Below are 16,459 nucleotides of genomic sequence, written 5' to 3'. Positions count from 1 at the left end.
CTTGGTCTTTATCGCCTACATAAATTTGGCGCGCCGCACCGATCGGCGCGCCACCATGGAGGCGCAATTCGACCGTCTCGGCCTTGACGCCGAGCGCATCGAAGCCATCACCCCGGCTGATATCCCGCCCGCCCTGATCGAGCGCCACACGAGCCGCCGGCATGTCGAACATGTCCGATTGACCGAACTCAGTTGCACCCTCAGCCACCACAAGGCATTGAAGGCCTTCCTCGCGACCGAGGAAAATCACGCCTTGATCCTCGAAGACGACGTCGTGCTCGCGCCTGCGGTCAAATCACTGATCGCCACCGATCTCGCCGGCTTCGATATCCTCCGGCTCGAAACCTTTTTCGATCCCCAACACCATTTTCGGTCCGGCGCGGTCGCTATCTGCCCCTTCAAGCTCCATCGCATTGCCAGTCGCTGCGCCGGCACTGCCGCCTACATCGTCAATCGCCATGCCGCGTCCGATATCCTGCGCCACGAAGCGGCCCGGTCTCGGTCCTATGATTTCGTCCTGTTCTTCCCGTTCAGGCCGCCCGGCTCGCGCCTCGCCGCCATGCAGGTCATCCCCGCTCTCGCCGCCCAGGATCATCGGCTCCAGCCAGAAGCCTATGCCAGCGACATTCAGCAGGCAGCCGACACCCGCCCGCCCAAGCCGGCCCACCTTCGGCCGTTTCACGCGATCGCCGAATTCTGGCTCTCCGATCTCAGCATCAACTTGGTCAAGACAGCCAACCGCGCGCTCGGCCGCACTCGCCGCGAAGTTGTGCCCGTAAGCCTTGATTGATCGACCGCACGAGGCGCCCTATAGGATCGCGCATCCTTCCGCGATCGCCGCGCCGAGAGCTCTTCATGCGCCTCTACTACATCAATCTTGATCGCCGCACCGATCGGCGCGCCGAGATGGAAGCCAAGTTCACCCGGCTTGGATTGACCGCCGAGCGCGTGTCCGCCGTTACCCCAGCGGAAATTACCGCTGCGCAGCGCGAAAAATATTGCGATCCGCGCCAGCGCCATTGGATGACCGATGTCGAGCTCTGCTGCAGCCTGAGCCATATCAAGACACTGGAGCGCTTCCTTTCGGAGGGCAGCAGGTACGCTGTGGTGCTCGAAGACGATGCGATGCTGTCCCGGCGGCTGCCGGCATTCCTCGAAGCCTTTCAAAAGGCACAGCCGCCAATCGATCTCTTGCGCCTTGAAACCGACCTTAACGGCCAGCGCCTCATGCCAAAGCCGGAATCAACTCTGGCCGGCATAGAGATCCGCCGCGCCTGGAGCTGGGCCGCCGGCAGCGCCGCCTATGTGGTCACGCGTGACGCCGCCCGGACGATCGTTGACAGCCATGATCTCCTGCGCCTTCAGGTCGATGGCGCCCTCTTCAATCCTTATACGGCCCTCGGCCGCCGGCTCGTCATGCGCCATTGCCTGCCCGGTCTTGCAGTTCAGGACGATCGCCTCGATGCTTCGCGCAAGGATAGCGATATCGCCATGGCCCGCGCAGCGCATGCGGCCCCTCGTCCTCTACCCTTGCCGACCCGTGCCTGGCGTACAGTTTCCGGCATTTTCGAAACCGAAATACTGCAGGGATCGCAGCGCCAGTTTCACACGCTTTTCGGTGGCGCGCGCAAAATCCCGGTACCCTTCGCAGCCGAGTGAATAAGGCTGCGACATTTCCGTGACAGCCCGGTCCGACCGTGCTAAAGCCGCGCTCAGCCACTCAGCGGTCTGCCAAGACAGCTGATCTGGTCAGGCTCGATAGCGGGGATTCCACCCTCCCTATCGGGCCGACCCTGATCCCTTACATCATCGGCTGGCCCTGCTCTTTCAAGGATCGAGCGGGAAGCCCATGTCGTCGCCTAGGCTCCGATCAAAGAAGTCGAAAGAGCCTTGGGCGACAGGCTGCGCCTCTTGTCGCCTTGGGCGACAGGCTGCGCCTCTTGTCGGCATCGAGCCGTATGCCTTTGTCGGTCGTGCTGAGCGAGAAAGCGCCGCCATCCCCGTCGAAACGACCGTGAACGCGCGGCGGCTAAGCTGATAGGTAACAATAGGGGCCGGAGACTCTAGCCTCCGGCCCTGCGCTGGATCGCGCCGCCTACTTGCTCTTGCCGGCGATCGCGTCGAGCGTGGCAAAATCTTCATCGCTGAGTTCGAGTGCAGCGGCAGCGACATTGTCTTCGAGATGCTTGACCTTGCCGGTGCCAGGAATGGGCAGCATCACCGGCGAGCGCTTCAAGAGCCAGGCGAGCGCGATCTGGCTGCCTGAGGCATTATGCTTCTTGAGGATTTCGCGCGCCTTTTCGTGGCCTTCGACCAGCTCGCCGCCGGCCAGCGGGAACCAGGGGATGAAACCGATCCCGTTCTTTTCGCAATAGTTCAGTACCTCCTCGCTCTGCCGGTTGGCAAAGTTGTAAAGGTTCTGGACGGTCGTGACCTTGAAGTATTTTTGAGCTTCCTCGATGTCGGCAACGCTGACTTCGGAAAGGCCGGCATGGCGGATGATGCCTTCCTTCTGCATGTCGGCGATGACGCCGAACTGGTCCGGCCGGGGCGTCTTGGGGTCGATGCGGTGGAGCTGCCAGAGATCGAGGCGCTCGAGCTTGAGACGACGTAGGCTCATCAGCGCGCCCTGGCGCAGGAATTCCGGCCGGCCGAGCTGCGGCCATTCGTTCGGGCCCGAACGTGTCAGGCCGCCCTTGGTGGCAACGATCGTGCCTTTGTCATAGGGCGCCAGCGCCTCCCCGATCAACTCTTCGCTGATATAGGGGCCATAGCTTTCTGCAGTATCGATGAAATCGACGCCGATCTCCGGCAGGCGCTTGAGAACGCGGATTGCTTCTTCGCGATCTTCCGGCGGGCCCCAGATGCCCTTGCCGGTGATGCGCATGGCGCCAAAGCCGAGGCGATTGACCTTGAGGTCGCCGCCGATGGCAAAGCTGCCCGACAGGCTTGCGTCGAGTTGAGCCATCTTAGTCTCCATTGGTAAGCTGAAATTTGAAAACGTCAGTTGTCCTCGCCCACATCGGGCAAGGGCAGGAAATCAACGCCGTCTTCGATCAAACCCATAACTTCGTCGCGGGTTGCCTCGCCGTAGATGCCGCGGGCCTCCGCTTCCTCGAAATGGATCTTGCGCGCCTCCTCGGCGAATCGCTCGCCGACATAATCGGCTTCCGTCACGACCTTCTTGCGATATTCGCGCAGCATCTCGCGGAACTTGATCGCGTCGGGATGGGCCGCCGAAAGTGGGATGCGGGGGTTATCCGTCCTCGCGACGGCCGGCGCCATCGGCGCTTTCTCGATCTTTGCTTCCCCGCAAACCGCGCAGGTGACGATGCCGCGGTTTTGCTGCTCTTCATAGGCTGCAGCGCTCTTGAACCAGGCGTCGAAGCGATGCCCGTTCGAACATTGAAGTGCGTACTGGATCACGGTGTTATCGTTCGTTGGAGGCGCCAGGGATGCGCCCTCTCATCACCATATAGGGGCCGCAATCAGGCCTGCAAACCCGGCTTGGCAAAATCGCGCGCATTGGCGAGGGCTGGAATGCGCTGACGTGCTTCGGCCACGGCCTTGGGATCGATCTCGACAGCGAGAATGCCGGGCTCGTCATGGTCGAGCTCGCCGACGATCCTGCCCCAGGGGTCGATCACCAGGGAGTGACCATAGGTGGCGCGGCCATTGGCATGGTTGCCGCCCTGCGCCGCCGCAATCACATAGGACCCGGCTTCGATGGCCCGCGCCCGTAACAGCACATGCCAATGGGCCTGTCCGGTTGGTACCGTGAAGGCTGCCGGAACGGCGATGAGATTTGCGCCGGCATTGGCCAGCGTATTGTAAAGGCGCGGGAACCGCATGTCGTAGCAGATCGAAAAGCCCAGTGTGAATTCGCCGACCGGCGCCGTCACGGCCGCATCGCCGCCTTTATAGGTCGCGCTTTCGCGATAAGCGTTGAGGCCGGCAATGTCGGCGTCGAAAAGATGGATTTTGTCATAGGTCGCAACCTGCTCTCCGCCCGGCCCGAAAAGCACCGAGCGGTTGGCAAAGCGCCCGTCCTCGAGCGGAATGGGCAAGGATCCGATATGGATATGCATACCCAGTTCCTTGGCAAGGCTGCCGACCTTGCCCAGTTGCGGATGCCCATCGAACGGCGCTGCCACCGAGCGGAGCTGATCGCGGTTCTCCGGAAAGATCATCGTCACTTCCGGGGTCAGCGCATATTCGACGCCCTGCGCCGCCGCCTCCTTCAGAAGCGGCACGAGCGCGGCAAAATTGGCTTCCGGATCAAGGCCGGAACGCATCTGGATGGCGGCGATTTTCATGACGCTGGAACCGTGGAAGACTTACTGGGCAAGAAGCGGGTCGAGACCGCCCGCGCGATCGAGCGCGGCCATATCGTCATACCCTCCGACATGGGTTTCGCCGATGAAAATCTGCGGAACGGTGCGCCGTCCATTGGCGCGCTGTGTCATCTTTTCGCGCAGCGCCGGATCGAGCACGGTGATCTCGGTATAGTCCGCACCCTTTTCGTTCAGCAGCGATTTGGCTGCATGGCAATAAGGACAGGTCGGGGTGGTATAGATTTCGATCTTGGCCATGGCCGGGGCTCCGGAAAATCAGGGTTTGGTTTATCTTATATGGGTACTTCCTCGCCCCTGACAACGCGGGCGAAGGTCAGAACGTCTACGGCTTCCGCCCCGCCGCGCAGCAGCGTGCGGGTCACGGCCTTGACGGTCGCGCCGGTCGTATAGACGTCGTCGATGAGCACAACGCGCCGCCCGCGCAATCGTACCACCGCGTCTGCATGCGTCGAAAACGCCCCCTGGACATTGCGCGCCCGGCTGTCGCCCGAAAGGCCGATCTGTGACCGGGTCTTGCGGTGGCGCCTGACGAGATGGGGATCGACATCGAGCCCAAGGTGCCGCCCGAGCTGCCGCGCCAGCAGCAGCGATTGATTGTAGCGCCGGAACCGGATGCGGCTTGGATGCAGAGGCACCGGCACGAGCAGCGGCCGCGCTGCCCAATAGTCGTGGCCCGCCCGCGCCATCAATCGCGCGCAGATGTCCGCCAGTTCGGTGCGATCGCCATATTTGAGCCGTGTCACTAGGCTCTGCGCGGTTTCGCCATAGCGCACCGCAGCCCGGGCGCGCGCAAAGGGCGGCGGATCGGCCAAGGCTTCGGCACTGAGGGCATCGGGCCCGACAGCCACCTCGAACGGAATGCCGAGCACGGGGCAAAGCGGCGCGGTGATGGGCTGCAGGGTGCGAAAACAATCCGGGCACAGCCCGTGGCTCGCAGCGATCGGCCCACCGCAGGCCGCGCAGATCGGCGGATAGAGCTGGTCGATCAAGGCGCCGATGGTCCACCCCAGGCCGCGCCGCAATCGGTAGGGCAGACCTGCTGCTTTGACTTCCCGCTCGCCGCTCTTCATAAGATCCCCCATGCCCAGGCCCGCCCGGCCAGTTGTTTTCGGAAGTTCCGGCATGTCCCAGCCGCCCCGCCTCTTTGACCCCGGCCAGATCGCCCGCAATCTCGCGCGCCGCAAAACCCGCGACAATTTCGTGCGCGATCTGGTGTTCGATGATCTGGCGGATCGTCTCGGCGCGCATATGCGGGATTTTACCGATGCGGTGCTGATTGCGCCCGACGTCGATCTCCTGCCCGATCGCATCGCCACCGGGTCCGGCATCGTCACTCTCCATCGTGTCGAGGCGTTCGGTTCGGACGATTTTCCCGCACTTCCCCATGGCGAATTCGATCTCATCGTTTCGCTGCTGCATCTCCAGGCGGTCAACGACGTTCCTGGCCATCTTGCCCGCTTGCGCGCGCGGCTGCGGCCCGATGGGCTGCTGCTGGTCGCCATGATCGGTGGGGATAGCTTCAGCGAATTGCGCGAAGCCTTTCTCGCCGCCGACAGCGCCGTCACTGGTGGCGCCTCGGCGCGCATTGCGCCGATGATCCAGGTGCGCGATGCCGGCGCCCTCCTCCAGCGCGCAGGCCTTGCCTTGCCCGTCGCCGATGTCGAAACCCACACGGTGCGCTATGCCAATGCCTTTGCCTTGATGGGCGAACTCAAGGCGCTGGGTGCGGCCAACCCGTTGACCGACCGGCCCCGCAACTTCGCGACGCGCACGCTTCTCACCCAGTCCGCCGCCGCTTATCAGGAGGCCGCCGGCGATTCGGATGGGCGCATCCGCGTCACCCTCGAAATCGTCTGGCTCGCCGGTTGGGTGCCGCATGAAAGCCAGCAAAAGCCGCTGCGCCCCGGCAGCGCCAAGGTCAGCCTCGGGGATCTGCTGAAAAAGGACTAGAATGGACCAGCTCAAGGGCCACATCGTCATCATTTCCGGCTCGCCCGGTTCGGGCAAGACCACCACCGCCCAAGCCATCGCCCATCACCCCGGCATCGCCAAGGTTCATGTCCACAGCGATGATTTCTGGGGCAACATCAAGACCGGCCATATTCCGCCCTGGCTGCCTGAAGCCGACGCGCAGAACCATATGGTCAATCAGATTGCTGCCGATGTCTGCGCCCGCTATGCCGAAAATGGCTATCTCGTCCTTCTCGACGGCGTCGTCCGCCCCTCGTGGCTCCCCGCCTTCGAGGCACTTGGGCTTCCGGTGCATTACCTCGTCCTCCGCACCTCGGTCGAAGACGTGGTCACCCGCTGCCTCGCGCGCGGCGGCGACAGCCTGACGGATCCGGCGGTCGTCACCGACCTTCACGGCCAGTTCGCCGCTCTCGGCGCTTATGAAAACCATGTCCTGCCGACCACTGGTCTTGATCGCAAAGCCACCATCAACGCCGTGATTGCCGCCCTTGAAAGCGGAGCTTATCGTCTCTCCTGACGGCTTTGGGAGGACAGGATGAAGCAGTGCAAGGTGATCCGCGGCGGCGCGGGGTTTCATGGCAAGCAGGGCATGGACTATTTTGCCGGCGTCTCGGCCGAAAGCGCTGGCGCCAGCGGCATTTGCCTTCACATGCTGGTCCTGCCCCCTGGCGGCAAGGCCAAGCCGCATTTCCACGAAAACCACGAAACGGCGATCTTTCAGCTCGAGGGTTCGACCTCGTTCTATCATGGGCCCAATCTCGAATTTCTCGATGAGGTCCGTGAGGGAGACTATGTCTATATCCCTGCCGGCGTCCCCCATCAGCCCTTCAATCCCACCGGCAAGACGGCGCGCGCCCTCATCGCCCGCACCGATCCCAAGGAACAGGAAAGCGTCGTGCTGCTGCCCCAGAGCATGAGCCGTATCTAGGGGACTTACCAAAAATTAGCCTTGCTCGCTTAAAACCGGGGACAAGGCCCAAAAGGGCATCAGGGGGGATACGATCGAGTTGGTCCGCGAAGGCGGTCACAGGAGCCCCATGTCCCTCAAACATATGCCGATCCTGCAGAAGTTTCTCCTCACCATCGTGGTTATGGCCGCTGCCGCCGTGATCCTCGGCACGGTGAGCTGGCGGGAAATTACCACTCTCAAGAACACCATGCTCGAAGTCGGCGCCAAGGAAGAAGCCGCGCGCGAAGCCATGGACCTGCGCATGGATATCATCGCCATTTCACGCATGACCTATCAGCTGGCCATGGCGCCCGAACGCGCGGCGGATTTTACCGCCGAGCGCACCCGCCGCACCGAGGAGATGCTGGCCCGCTTCCCCAAGATCGAAGCCGCGGCCGATGCCCGCGAGCTCGAGCTACTTGCCAATATCAAGCCGGTCATGTCGGCCTATTTCGATAAGATCGACGCCATGCTCGCGGTCGCGCCAGGCGGCGACATGACCCGCATTCGCACTACCCTCGATGAAGCGCTGGCGGCCCAGAAGGTCGTGACCGACACGGTCAAACTCTACAGCACCTATTCGGGCGAGTTGATGGCTTCGATGCGCGCCGACGCCGAAGCCAGCGCCTATCGCGGGCTGACGATCGTCATCGCTACTGCCGCAACCGGCATTCTCCTGGGCCTCATCCTCTCTATCCTCATCGGTCGCCGGGCCATCGTGGCCCCGGTGCGCGCCCTCACCGAGAAGATGGAGCTCCTTGCCGATGGCCAGCTCGATATCGAGATCGAGGAAGCCACCCGTCGCGATGAAATCGGCAATATGGGCCGGGCCGTCGAAATCTTCCGCGAAAACGCCCGCCAGATCGCCGCCCTCAGCGCCGAAGAGGCCGAGCGCGCCCGTGGCCTTGCCGATCGCGCCAGGGTCATGGACCGCATGGCAGGCGAGGTGCACACCGTCGTCAGCGCCGCCAGCCGCGGCGACTTCTCCCATCGCGTCTCGACCGATTTCGGCGACAATGGCCTTGATGCCATTGCCTCGAGCGTCAATGGCCTCATCGAAACCGTTGATCGCGGCATTACCGAGAGCGGCACGGTGCTTTCCGCGCTTGCCCAGGCGGATCTCAACCAGCGCGTCAACGGCCACTACGAAGGCGCCTTCGCCCGCCTCAAGACCGACACCAACGCGGTGGCCGATCGTCTTGCCGAAATTGTCAGCCGCCTTCGCTCCACGTCGCGCACGCTCAAGACGGCGACCGGCGAAATCCTTTCCGGCGCCAACGATCTTGCCGAACGCACCACCCGCCAGGCGGCAACGATCGAGCAAACTTCGGCCGCCATGGAGCAATTGGCCTCAACCGTGCAGCAGAACGCCCAGCGCGCCGGCGAAGCCAGCCGCGCCGCCAGCGCCCTCACCCAGGCAGCTGAACAAGGCGGCGCGGTGATGGCCGATACGACCTCCGCCATGGAGCGTATTTCCGGCTCCTCCGCCAGCATTTCCAACATCATCGGCATGATCGACGACATCGCCTTCCAGACCAATCTCCTCGCGCTCAACGCTTCGGTCGAAGCTGCTCGCGCCGGCGAGGCAGGCAAGGGCTTTGCGGTGGTCGCCGTCGAAGTGCGTCGTCTCGCCCAATCGACAGCCGAAGCCTCGCGCGACGTTAAGCAATTGGTCGAGCAAAGCACCCGCGAAGTTGCCGCCGGATCGCAACTCGTCATCGATGCGGAAAAAAAGCTCAACTTGATGCTCGACATGGCTCGCTCGAGCAATAGCCTTCTCGATGGCATCGCCCGCGACAGCCGCGAGCAGGCCTCCGCCATCGACGAAGTCGCCGTCGCCGTCCGCCAGATGGACGAAATGACCCAGCACAACGCGGCGCTCGTTGAGCAGACCAATGCCGCGATCGAACAAACCGAAGGCCAGGCGACCGAGCTCGACCGCATGGTCGATATTTTCAAACTCGGTCACGACGCCGTCCCGGCACAACGCGCCTCGGCTCCTCGCGCCTCAGCCCCGCGGGCCAAACCAGCACCGCAAAAAGCTGCCGCCGGCCGCTACTTGTCACAGGGCAATGCCGCCATCTCGGAAGACTGGAGCGAATTCTAGGCGCTCGCGCCTGCCAATCCCCCCTGTCCAACATCCTCCAGCAAAAGGGGGAGGTGCGAAGCTGTTGGGTGAGGCACCATCCAACCTCGACCGCGATCCAACACCTCCCCCTTGATAGGGGAGGATGGATGGGGGTTCGGATGCCTCAGCCCGCATTTGCGGCGCACTCCCTTTGGCCAACGCTGCCATCCCGTAAAGCCAAGGCGCATTCCAGACTGCTGTAGCCTGAGGATATCTCAGTCGACCTCGCCGACCCGGTCCGCCCGCTGATCTTCCCTCGGGCCTGACCCGAGGGCCAGCGCGAGAGCCAAAAGCGCCTTGGCGTGGACGGGCGACCCGCGGGTCAAGCCCGCGGGAAGTCCGGAGGGTCGGCCAGATCCGTCCAGATGAGCCCCATTCAGGGGCGCTGCTCCTATCAACCGATCGCTTGCACCAAGACCACGGCGCCGCACCGGCCGCTAACCGTCGCAAGGCAATCCAGCCATTTCGGGAGACGTGAGCGCGTTTCAGGCCCTCGCGCTTGCGAAACAAGCCAAATAACAAAAAGACCGGCATCGCTGCCGGCCTTTTCAACTTCCGTTCCAAAAAACCGCTTATGCGGCTTCTTCGTCGCTTTCGCTTTCCGCGGCATCGGCCTTGGTGCGCTTCGGGCTCTTGGCGAGCTGCTTTTCGATGAGCTGCACGGCCTCGGTCAGCGTCAGCTTGTTGACGGCGCTGATTTCACGGCTCATGCGGTCCATGGCCTGCTCGAAGAGCTGGCGTTCGGAATAGCTCTGCTCGGGCTGGTCATCGGAGCGATAAAGGTCGCGCACGACTTCCGAGATGGCGATCAAATCGCCCGAATTGATCTTCGCTTCATATTCCTGGGCGCGGCGCGACCACATGGTGCGCTTGACGCGAGCACGGCCGGTGACGGTGTGCAGAGCGTTGTTGACCTCGTCTTCTTCGGCGAGCTTGCGCATGCCGACAGACTTGATTTTACCCACGGGCACGCGAAGGGTCAGCTTGTCTTGTTCGAAGCTGATCACGAACAGCTCGAGCGTCAGGCCAGCGACCTCTTGCTCTTCGATGTTGGCGATCAGGCCGACGCCATGGGCTGGATAGACGATATACTCACCCGTCTTGAATCCGAGCCTCTGCTGAGACTTCTTGGCTACCATAAGCTGGAACTCCTTGTTGACGCCCCAGAATGACCAGTTCTTCGCGGCAAAGACTGTCCATCCACACTACTGCCCCTTGTGAGGGCCGGATTGCAGCACGAGCACCCATGGACTTCGGTTCCGCTTTGTTCCGAAGCACCACGCAACAGGAGATGTTGTGTCAAAAAAATCGTGCCTTGCGGCACGCTCTGGGTGAAGGGCTTGACTGCATTTAGAGGGACCATAGCACAAAAAATCAGCAAAATCAAAAGGAACGAATCGCGGGCCTCCGCGTTCGCTCGACTTCGCCTCCAGTGCGATGAATCTGTGACGAATCCAGGCGCCTCTGCCACTTAACTGGCGGAAAGGCAGCCTCAAGGAAGCCTCAGTCGCCTTCGCCGGCCTTTTCGGAGAAGTACTTCTCGAATTTGCCCGTTTCACCATCGCGTTCCTTGGCCTCGGGCAGCTCGTCGCGGCGCTCGGTCAGGTTGGGCCAAACGGCAGAATATTTCCGGTTGAGTTCGAGCCAGTTGTCGAGCCCGCTTTCGGTATCCGGCTTGATGGCTTCGGCCGGGCATTCCGGTTCGCAGACGCCACAATCGATGCATTCATCGGGATGAATGACCAACATATTCTCGCCCTCGTAGAAACAGTCCACCGGGCACACTTCCACGCAATCGGTGTATTTGCAGGCGATGCAATTGTCAGTGACGATATAGGTCATGGAAAGGGCAGTCCTTGGCGGGCATCGCGGCCGGGGCGGGCCGGCGACAGTCTCAACGGATTTGGTGCTAAACTCTTTTGGCTTTTCGGGCAAGGCGCTAGCGCGAGACGGATTGGCGCAGAAATCGGGTCTCGCAGAAATTCCTGTCTAGTCGTCTTCGTTCCGTAAGGCGTCGGTCTCGCGGCGCTCTTTTTTCGTTGGCCGCCCGGCGCCCGTCGGGCGCTCGGCGATGGCTGCATCGAACGCGCTGCGTTCGTGCCGGGGCGGCGCAGGCGGGGACATATCTTCGTAAAGCCCCTGCGCCTCGCTCGCCGGCCCGCGCCGCGTTCCGGGATCGAGAATGCGCCAGACGAGCACCCGGCCATGGAGCGACATCGTCAAGACATCGCCCGCCCCGATCTTGTGATCGCTGCGGTCTGTCTTCTCCGAATTGACGCGAATGGCGCCCGATTCGATGATTTTTTGCGCCAGTGTCCGCGATTTGACGGCGCGCGAGAAAAACAGGAACCGGTCGAGCCGCTCCTTGTGGAGAGGTTCGCCCGGCCCGGTCAAAAAGGCTTACTCTGTCTTGCCGCGCAGGGCGGCAAGAGCGGCGAATGGACTGTCCGGATCGAAGGCAACCTTACGTTCCTCACGCGGCGGGCGCGCATTGCCGCGATCGGGGCGCTCGTTCTTGTCCGGACGCTGGCGATCTTCGCGCTGGGGACGGGTATTTGCCGGGCGGGTATTGCCATTGGGACGCGCTGCAGTTGCTTCACCCTCCGGACGACGCGGGCCCTTGGGGCGCGAGCGATCCGGACGGCCACGACCTCCCCCCTTGCCTTCGGCGCCCTCGCCATTTTCAGGGCGACGGTTGTTCTGCCGGCGGCCATTGTGGTTGTTGTCGTTATGGCGACGACCGCCGGGGAACCAGATCTCGTCGAATTCCGGCTCGGCGGGCACGGCAGCTTCAGCTGCCTTGGCTTCGTCGATGACGCCTTCGTCGGCAGCGGGCGCTTCTTCTACAACTGCTTCCACAGCCGCTTCTGCGACCGGCACTTCTTCGCTTGGAGCATCGATATCCGTCGTGTTTTCAGCCAGCACCGCGTCGAGCGCCGGCGCTTCCGCCCCGATTTCGGCGTCGGCAACGGGCGCTGCAGCCTTTGGCGTGCGGCGCACGCGATAGCCGAGCGAAGTCAGGATCGAGGCAAAGTCTTCGCCCGAGCACCCCAGCAGGCTCGTCATTTCAACTGTCACGCGGAAGCCATTGCCTTCCGCGGCGCCAGCCGGCGGCTCGCCCTGGAACCGGGTAGGGTCGATGGCGATCAGCGGCCGGATGATATCGGCAAGACGCTCCAGAATATCGACGCGCACCGCGCGCTTGCCGGCCACCTTGAAGCCGGCGATCTCGTAAAGCCGCGTATCGACTTCCGGATCGACAAGGAAGGAGGTGCGACCCGACAGCACGATATGAGGAATATCGGTCACGCCCGGCTGGCGGATGCCGCCATTGCGCAATGCAAAGAGAATCAGCGCCAGTTCGCGCGGCGCCGGCTTGAGCGAAAGCGGCAGATAGATGTGGTAGGCGCCGAACTTGATGCCGAGCTTGCGCATCTTGCCGCGGACGTCCTGGTCGAGGTTCTTGACCTCGTCGGCCACCTGCCCGCGCGGCAGAAGGCCCAGATGCTCGAAAAGCTGGAAGGCGATACCGCGCGCCGGACCATCGAGATCGGCTGGCGCTTCGAGCGCCATGACCTGTTCGAGCGTCGTATTGATATGGTGGCGCAGCCAGAGCCCCAGACGGTCCTGCACGCGCTCGAGATCGGTGCCGGTCAGCGATTCGTCGGCAAGGATCAGGATGCGCGGGCGATAAAGGCTGTCGCCCTCGACCAGTTCGGCAACGATGTCGCCGCGCCAGCGCAGGCGCCCGTCGGTTGCCAGCACGAACTCTTCGTTCGGCGCACCCGCCAGCCTGTCGGCGCGATTGCGGATCTCTGGAGCCACGACCTGATCCGCGGCATTGCGCGTGCCCTTGGCGTCAAGTTCGCCATCCATACGCGCCAAAGTGAAGCGGAAGCCTTCGAGCGTGCCGAGAAGATGGCCCTCAAGCCTCACTTCGCCGCGCTCATTGATCTCGGGAGATACCATACGTTTGTCTTTCAGATGGCGGAGCAGCACGCTGGTGCGCCGGTCGACGAATCTCTGCGTGAGACGCTCGTGGAGCGCATCACTCAGGCGATCTTCAATCTCTCGGGTCTTTTCGCGCCAATGTGATGGGTCTGCAAGCCAGTTTTTGCGGTTGGCGACAAAGGTCCAGGTCCGGATCTGCTTGATCCGGTGACTAAGTGTCTCGATGTCACCCTCTGCATTGTCGCAAAAGCGCACCTGCTCGGCAATCCAGTCTGCATTGACCGATTCATTTTGCCTCAAATCCGAAAAAATCCGGGTGACGATCTCGCCATGCGCGGCCGGCGAAATTCCCTGGTAGTCGGGAATCTGACAGCATTCCCAGAGGAGTTTGACCGCTTCGTGGCCGCGCGCCAGCGCGCCGGCTTCGTTGCGCGACAAAAATTCCAGCGCCAATTGATCGGTGGCGATCGGCACGCGGGTCAGCGTCTTGTCGTCCGGGGATTTCTCAAGGCTCGAGCGCAGCCGGTCGATCGAGGAAAAATCCAGCACCGAATTGCGCCACTGCAAAACCTTGATCGGCTCGAAGTCATGCGTTTCGAGCTGCACCACCAGCTCCTCGTCGAACCCATCGGTGCCGCCGGTGACCCCAAACGTGCCATTGCGCTTGTGCCGCCCTGCGCGCCCGGCGATCTGCCCCATCTCGGCCGGTGTCAGCGGCCGGCTCTGGCGCCCGTCGAATTTCATGTCGTCGGCAAAGGCGACATGGTGGATGTCGAGATTGAGCCCCATCCCGATGGCATCGGTCGCAACGAGAAAATCCACGTCGCCATTCTGGTAAAGCTCGACCTGCGCATTGCGCGTGCGGGGGCTAAGCGCGCCCATGACCACCGCCGCCCCGCCCCGCTCGCGGCGGATCAATTCGGCGATCGCATAGACCTGCCGCGCCGAGAACGCGACGATGGCGCTGCGGCTCGGCTGGCGCGAAATCTTTTTCGATCCCGCATACATCAGCTGGGAAAACCGCGGCCGCTCGATGATCTCGGCATGCGGCAACAGCTTGCGGATGACATTGGCCATCGTCCCCGAGCCGAGCAGCAGCGTCTCGTGAAAACCGCGTGCCTTGAGGATGCGATCGGTAAAGACGTGTCCACGATCGAAATCCGTCGCCGTCTGGATTTCGTCGACCGCCACGCAGTCGACGTGAATATCCATCGGCATGGCTTCCACCGTCGCCACCCAATAGCGTGGCTTTGCCGGCACGATGCGCTCTTCGCCCGTCACCAGCGCCACGGCCCCCTCGCCGACCCGCTCGACGACGCGGGCATAGACCTCGCGCGCCAGAAGACGCAGGGGCAGACCGATCATCCCGGTGGGATGGGCCAGCATGCGCTCGATGGCAAAGTGGGTCTTGCCGGTATTGGTCGGCCCCAAGATGGCCTTAACCGACTGGGAAGGTGCAAAAGTCATTGCTTCTCAATGTAGGGTGCCAAACCGCCTCTGGCGAGAGGGCGGAAACATTGTCCCACGAAAGCACGTCTTTTTGTGACACCTGCCCGCCCGGTTAAGCTTTGGAACGCAGCAGGAACGAACAGGGACAGAATCGGTTTCGCAGCGATAATCCCGGTTTGTTCACCGCCACAGGTGGTGGTGCGCCACCACGGGACCCACTACCGCCTCATCAAAGCCCGCTTCACGAGCACGACTAGCAAAAATCCGCTTCATCTTCCCTACCAAATCGTAAAAATCGGCTCGCTACGGCCCTTCGTGAATGCGCCCTTACCGTGCCCATCCACCAAATTTTCTCACCCATTAGTCCTTCGCTTCCCAGTCTCTGCCCGGGAGCTTGGACAATCTTTACCCATTTTCATTTGACCGTCCCAACTTGGGTCGCTCCAGCATCGCTGGCCAATCCGAATTGCTCTAGAAAGGTCCTAAAATCTCCGCCGTCCCAGGACGGTGCAGTTTTGGCAGCACAATGCTCCCGGCCTTAACCTTCGGTGCAAACCCGGAACGAACAGGGTCAGAATCAGGGCCAGGCCCGAAATGCCCGTTTGTTCCCGGCAACCCTTGGGGGTGGTCGGCCCGCCGAGACACAAGTCCGCGGTTGCGCGCCCTCAACCGAGCAAAAACCCGTTCACCCCGCTGAACAAGGCGTTAAATTCGGTTCTCGACTCGCCTTTCCTGCTGCTTCGTTAGTGCAAAGAAAAAGGGCGCCGCAGCGCCCTTAACGTTTCGATCCAGCATTTCCGCGGAACAAAACCCGCAAAATTGGCAAAAAACCCTTTGACCGTCCCGCCCCGGGACAGCGCCTCAGCTTTCGGCTTTGACCAGAACCATCGAGAGATCCCCCATCGAAGTGCCCAAAAGCACGCGGTAGGGGATATAGAAGCCTGTTTGGCCCAGTGGCATGTACCAGACGAGGATGCGGCTCTGGTCGGCCAGATAGGCGGTCATCTCGTTGCTTTCGTAATGTCCCGAGATCGGCTGATAATCGATCGAGCAGAGCACCACAGGGCCCTGATAGCCCGTCCGCGGCGAAGTCGCTTCGTCCTCGCTCACATAGCTCATGTTGAGGTTGAACCGCTCGACGCCGGTAAAGATCTTCATCCGCTTGTCGCAAAGCCCCTTGTCGAGGGCGCCTGCCTTGAGGACGAAAGCCGAAACGAAATCGCCCACGCCGGTCAGGTGGCTGCGCTCGATGGGAACGCGATCATATTCGACGACCGGCGGCTCGACCTTGAACGAGGATACGTTCTGCCCGGAAAAGCCGACATCGACCGTGAAGGTCTCGCCATTGGCCCGCGTTTCGAGCGCAAAGGTTTCCGAGCGCAATGCGTTGCCGGCTGAGCTCCCCTTGGCCGTGACATTGGCCGTGCCGCTCGCAACGATCGCCCCAAGGCCTGCGACATTGGCCTTTACGTCGAGCGTATAGGTGCTCCCCGTATCGTTGAGGTCCACTTGCATCATGGCGACATTGATGCCGCCAAGGGTGAGGATATAACTGGCCGAAGCATCGACTTCGGCGGCATGGGCCCCGTAAAGACCAAGAACAAGGGCAAGGGCGGCAAGGCTGGTTCGGATCAAGATAGGCGTCTCGTCTCGTGG

At 62.2% G+C, this 16,459-nt stretch carries 16 protein-coding genes; 6 read left to right on the top strand and 10 right to left on the bottom strand.

Annotated elements, in window-relative coordinates; all coding sequences use genetic code 11:
- Position 1 precedes the first annotated feature (1 nt).
- Together VW35_RS12190 and VW35_RS12185 are read left to right on the top strand one after the other, a co-directional pair.
- On the top strand, positions 2–790 hold the full coding sequence (locus tag VW35_RS12190) for a glycosyltransferase family 25 protein (protein ID WP_046143313.1): 789 nt from the start codon (positions 2–4) through the stop codon (positions 788–790).
- 65 nt (positions 791–855) lie between these two features.
- Positions 856–1,659, top strand: a complete 804-nt coding sequence (locus VW35_RS12185; RefSeq protein ID WP_046143312.1) for a glycosyltransferase family 25 protein — start codon at positions 856–858, stop codon at positions 1,657–1,659.
- Positions 1,660–2,095: 436 nt separating this feature from the next.
- Here VW35_RS12185 and VW35_RS12180 read toward each other — a convergent pair whose 3' ends face one another.
- From VW35_RS12180 to VW35_RS12160, 5 genes are all read right to left on the bottom strand, one after another.
- On the bottom strand, positions 2,096–2,968 hold the full coding sequence (locus tag VW35_RS12180; RefSeq protein WP_046143311.1) for an aldo/keto reductase: 873 nt from the start codon (positions 2,966–2,968) through the stop codon (positions 2,096–2,098).
- A gap of 35 nt (positions 2,969–3,003) precedes the next feature.
- Entirely contained in the window at positions 3,004–3,426 is a 423-nt protein-coding gene (locus VW35_RS12175; RefSeq protein WP_046143310.1) for a DUF1178 family protein, read from the bottom strand.
- Between the two features lie 62 nt (positions 3,427–3,488).
- A complete protein-coding gene (locus VW35_RS12170; protein WP_046143309.1) occupies positions 3,489–4,316 on the bottom strand; it encodes a carbon-nitrogen hydrolase family protein in 828 nt (275 codons plus the stop codon).
- A 21-nt stretch (positions 4,317–4,337) separates the two neighbouring features.
- Positions 4,338–4,592, bottom strand: a complete 255-nt coding sequence (gene grxC / locus VW35_RS12165; protein ID WP_046143308.1) for a glutaredoxin 3 — start codon at positions 4,590–4,592, stop codon at positions 4,338–4,340.
- Between the two features lie 35 nt (positions 4,593–4,627).
- Complete coding sequence (locus VW35_RS12160; protein ID WP_244465891.1) at positions 4,628–5,437, bottom strand: ComF family protein; 810 nt, start codon at positions 5,435–5,437, stop codon at positions 4,628–4,630.
- Between the two features lie 40 nt (positions 5,438–5,477).
- Here VW35_RS12160 and VW35_RS12155 point away from each other — a divergent pair, with 40 nt between their 5' ends.
- The 4 genes from VW35_RS12155 to VW35_RS12140 all read left to right on the top strand — a co-directional run bounded on the left by VW35_RS12155 (position 5,478) and on the right by VW35_RS12140 (position 9,382).
- A complete protein-coding gene (locus VW35_RS12155) occupies positions 5,478–6,305 on the top strand; it encodes a methyltransferase domain-containing protein (protein WP_046143307.1) in 828 nt (275 codons plus the stop codon).
- A 1-nt stretch (position 6,306) separates the two neighbouring features.
- Positions 6,307–6,843, top strand: a complete 537-nt coding sequence (locus VW35_RS12150; protein ID WP_046143306.1) for an AAA family ATPase — start codon at positions 6,307–6,309, stop codon at positions 6,841–6,843.
- A gap of 18 nt (positions 6,844–6,861) precedes the next feature.
- Complete coding sequence (locus VW35_RS12145; protein ID WP_046143305.1) at positions 6,862–7,254, top strand: cupin domain-containing protein; 393 nt, start codon at positions 6,862–6,864, stop codon at positions 7,252–7,254.
- 109 nt (positions 7,255–7,363) lie between these two features.
- Positions 7,364–9,382 carry a methyl-accepting chemotaxis protein gene (locus tag VW35_RS12140; RefSeq protein ID WP_046143304.1) on the top strand — a complete coding sequence of 673 codons (2,019 nt, stop codon included), beginning with the start codon at positions 7,364–7,366 and terminating at the stop codon, positions 9,380–9,382.
- 593 nt (positions 9,383–9,975) lie between these two features.
- Here the strand turns inward: VW35_RS12140 and VW35_RS12135 are convergent.
- The 5 genes from VW35_RS12135 to VW35_RS12115 all read right to left on the bottom strand — a co-directional run bounded on the left by VW35_RS12135 (position 9,976) and on the right by VW35_RS12115 (position 16,438).
- Positions 9,976–10,542 carry a CarD family transcriptional regulator gene (locus tag VW35_RS12135; protein ID WP_046143303.1) on the bottom strand — a complete coding sequence of 189 codons (567 nt, stop codon included), beginning with the start codon at positions 10,540–10,542 and terminating at the stop codon, positions 9,976–9,978.
- 364 nt (positions 10,543–10,906) lie between these two features.
- Positions 10,907–11,245, bottom strand: a complete 339-nt coding sequence (gene fdxA / locus VW35_RS12130) for a ferredoxin FdxA (RefSeq protein ID WP_046143302.1) — start codon at positions 11,243–11,245, stop codon at positions 10,907–10,909.
- A gap of 147 nt (positions 11,246–11,392) precedes the next feature.
- Positions 11,393–11,797, bottom strand: a complete 405-nt coding sequence (locus VW35_RS12125) for an RNA-binding S4 domain-containing protein (protein WP_046143301.1) — start codon at positions 11,795–11,797, stop codon at positions 11,393–11,395.
- Between the two features lie 6 nt (positions 11,798–11,803).
- The gene (locus VW35_RS12120; RefSeq protein ID WP_046143300.1) at positions 11,804–14,821 is read right to left on the bottom strand and encodes a helicase-related protein; all 3,018 of its coding nucleotides are present in this window, start codon (positions 14,819–14,821) and stop codon (positions 11,804–11,806) included.
- Positions 14,822–15,664: 843 nt separating this feature from the next.
- On the bottom strand, positions 15,665–16,438 hold the full coding sequence (locus VW35_RS12115; protein ID WP_046143299.1) for a DUF3108 domain-containing protein: 774 nt from the start codon (positions 16,436–16,438) through the stop codon (positions 15,665–15,667).
- Positions 16,439–16,459 lie beyond the last annotated feature (21 nt).

Origin of the sequence: Devosia soli, assembly GCF_000970455.1 — a bacterium.
In the GTDB taxonomy this organism is placed as follows: domain Bacteria; phylum Pseudomonadota; class Alphaproteobacteria; order Rhizobiales; family Devosiaceae; genus Devosia; species Devosia soli.
The sequence above is the reverse complement of the archived record's forward strand: the minus strand, read 5'-3'. Positions and strand labels throughout refer to the sequence as shown.

Coding starts and splice junctions, on each gene's coding strand:
- VW35_RS12185 (WP_046143312.1), top strand. CDS start 856: ATGCGCCTCTACTACATCAATCTTGATCGCCGCACCGATCGGCGCGCC.
- VW35_RS12180 (WP_046143311.1), bottom strand. CDS start 2,968: ATGGCTCAACTCGACGCAAGCCTGTCGGGCAGCTTTGCCATCGGCGGC.
- VW35_RS12170 (WP_046143309.1), bottom strand. CDS start 4,316: ATGAAAATCGCCGCCATCCAGATGCGTTCCGGCCTTGATCCGGAAGCC.
- grxC (WP_046143308.1), bottom strand. CDS start 4,592: ATGGCCAAGATCGAAATCTATACCACCCCGACCTGTCCTTATTGCCAT.
- VW35_RS12160 (WP_244465891.1), bottom strand. CDS start 5,437: ATGGGGGATCTTATGAAGAGCGGCGAGCGGGAAGTCAAAGCAGCAGGT.
- VW35_RS12155 (WP_046143307.1), top strand. CDS start 5,478: ATGTCCCAGCCGCCCCGCCTCTTTGACCCCGGCCAGATCGCCCGCAAT.
- VW35_RS12150 (WP_046143306.1), top strand. CDS start 6,307: ATGGACCAGCTCAAGGGCCACATCGTCATCATTTCCGGCTCGCCCGGT.
- VW35_RS12145 (WP_046143305.1), top strand. CDS start 6,862: ATGAAGCAGTGCAAGGTGATCCGCGGCGGCGCGGGGTTTCATGGCAAG.
- VW35_RS12140 (WP_046143304.1), top strand. CDS start 7,364: ATGTCCCTCAAACATATGCCGATCCTGCAGAAGTTTCTCCTCACCATC.
- VW35_RS12135 (WP_046143303.1), bottom strand. CDS start 10,542: ATGGTAGCCAAGAAGTCTCAGCAGAGGCTCGGATTCAAGACGGGTGAG.
- fdxA (WP_046143302.1), bottom strand. CDS start 11,245: ATGACCTATATCGTCACTGACAATTGCATCGCCTGCAAATACACCGAT.
- VW35_RS12120 (WP_046143300.1), bottom strand. CDS start 14,821: ATGACTTTTGCACCTTCCCAGTCGGTTAAGGCCATCTTGGGGCCGACC.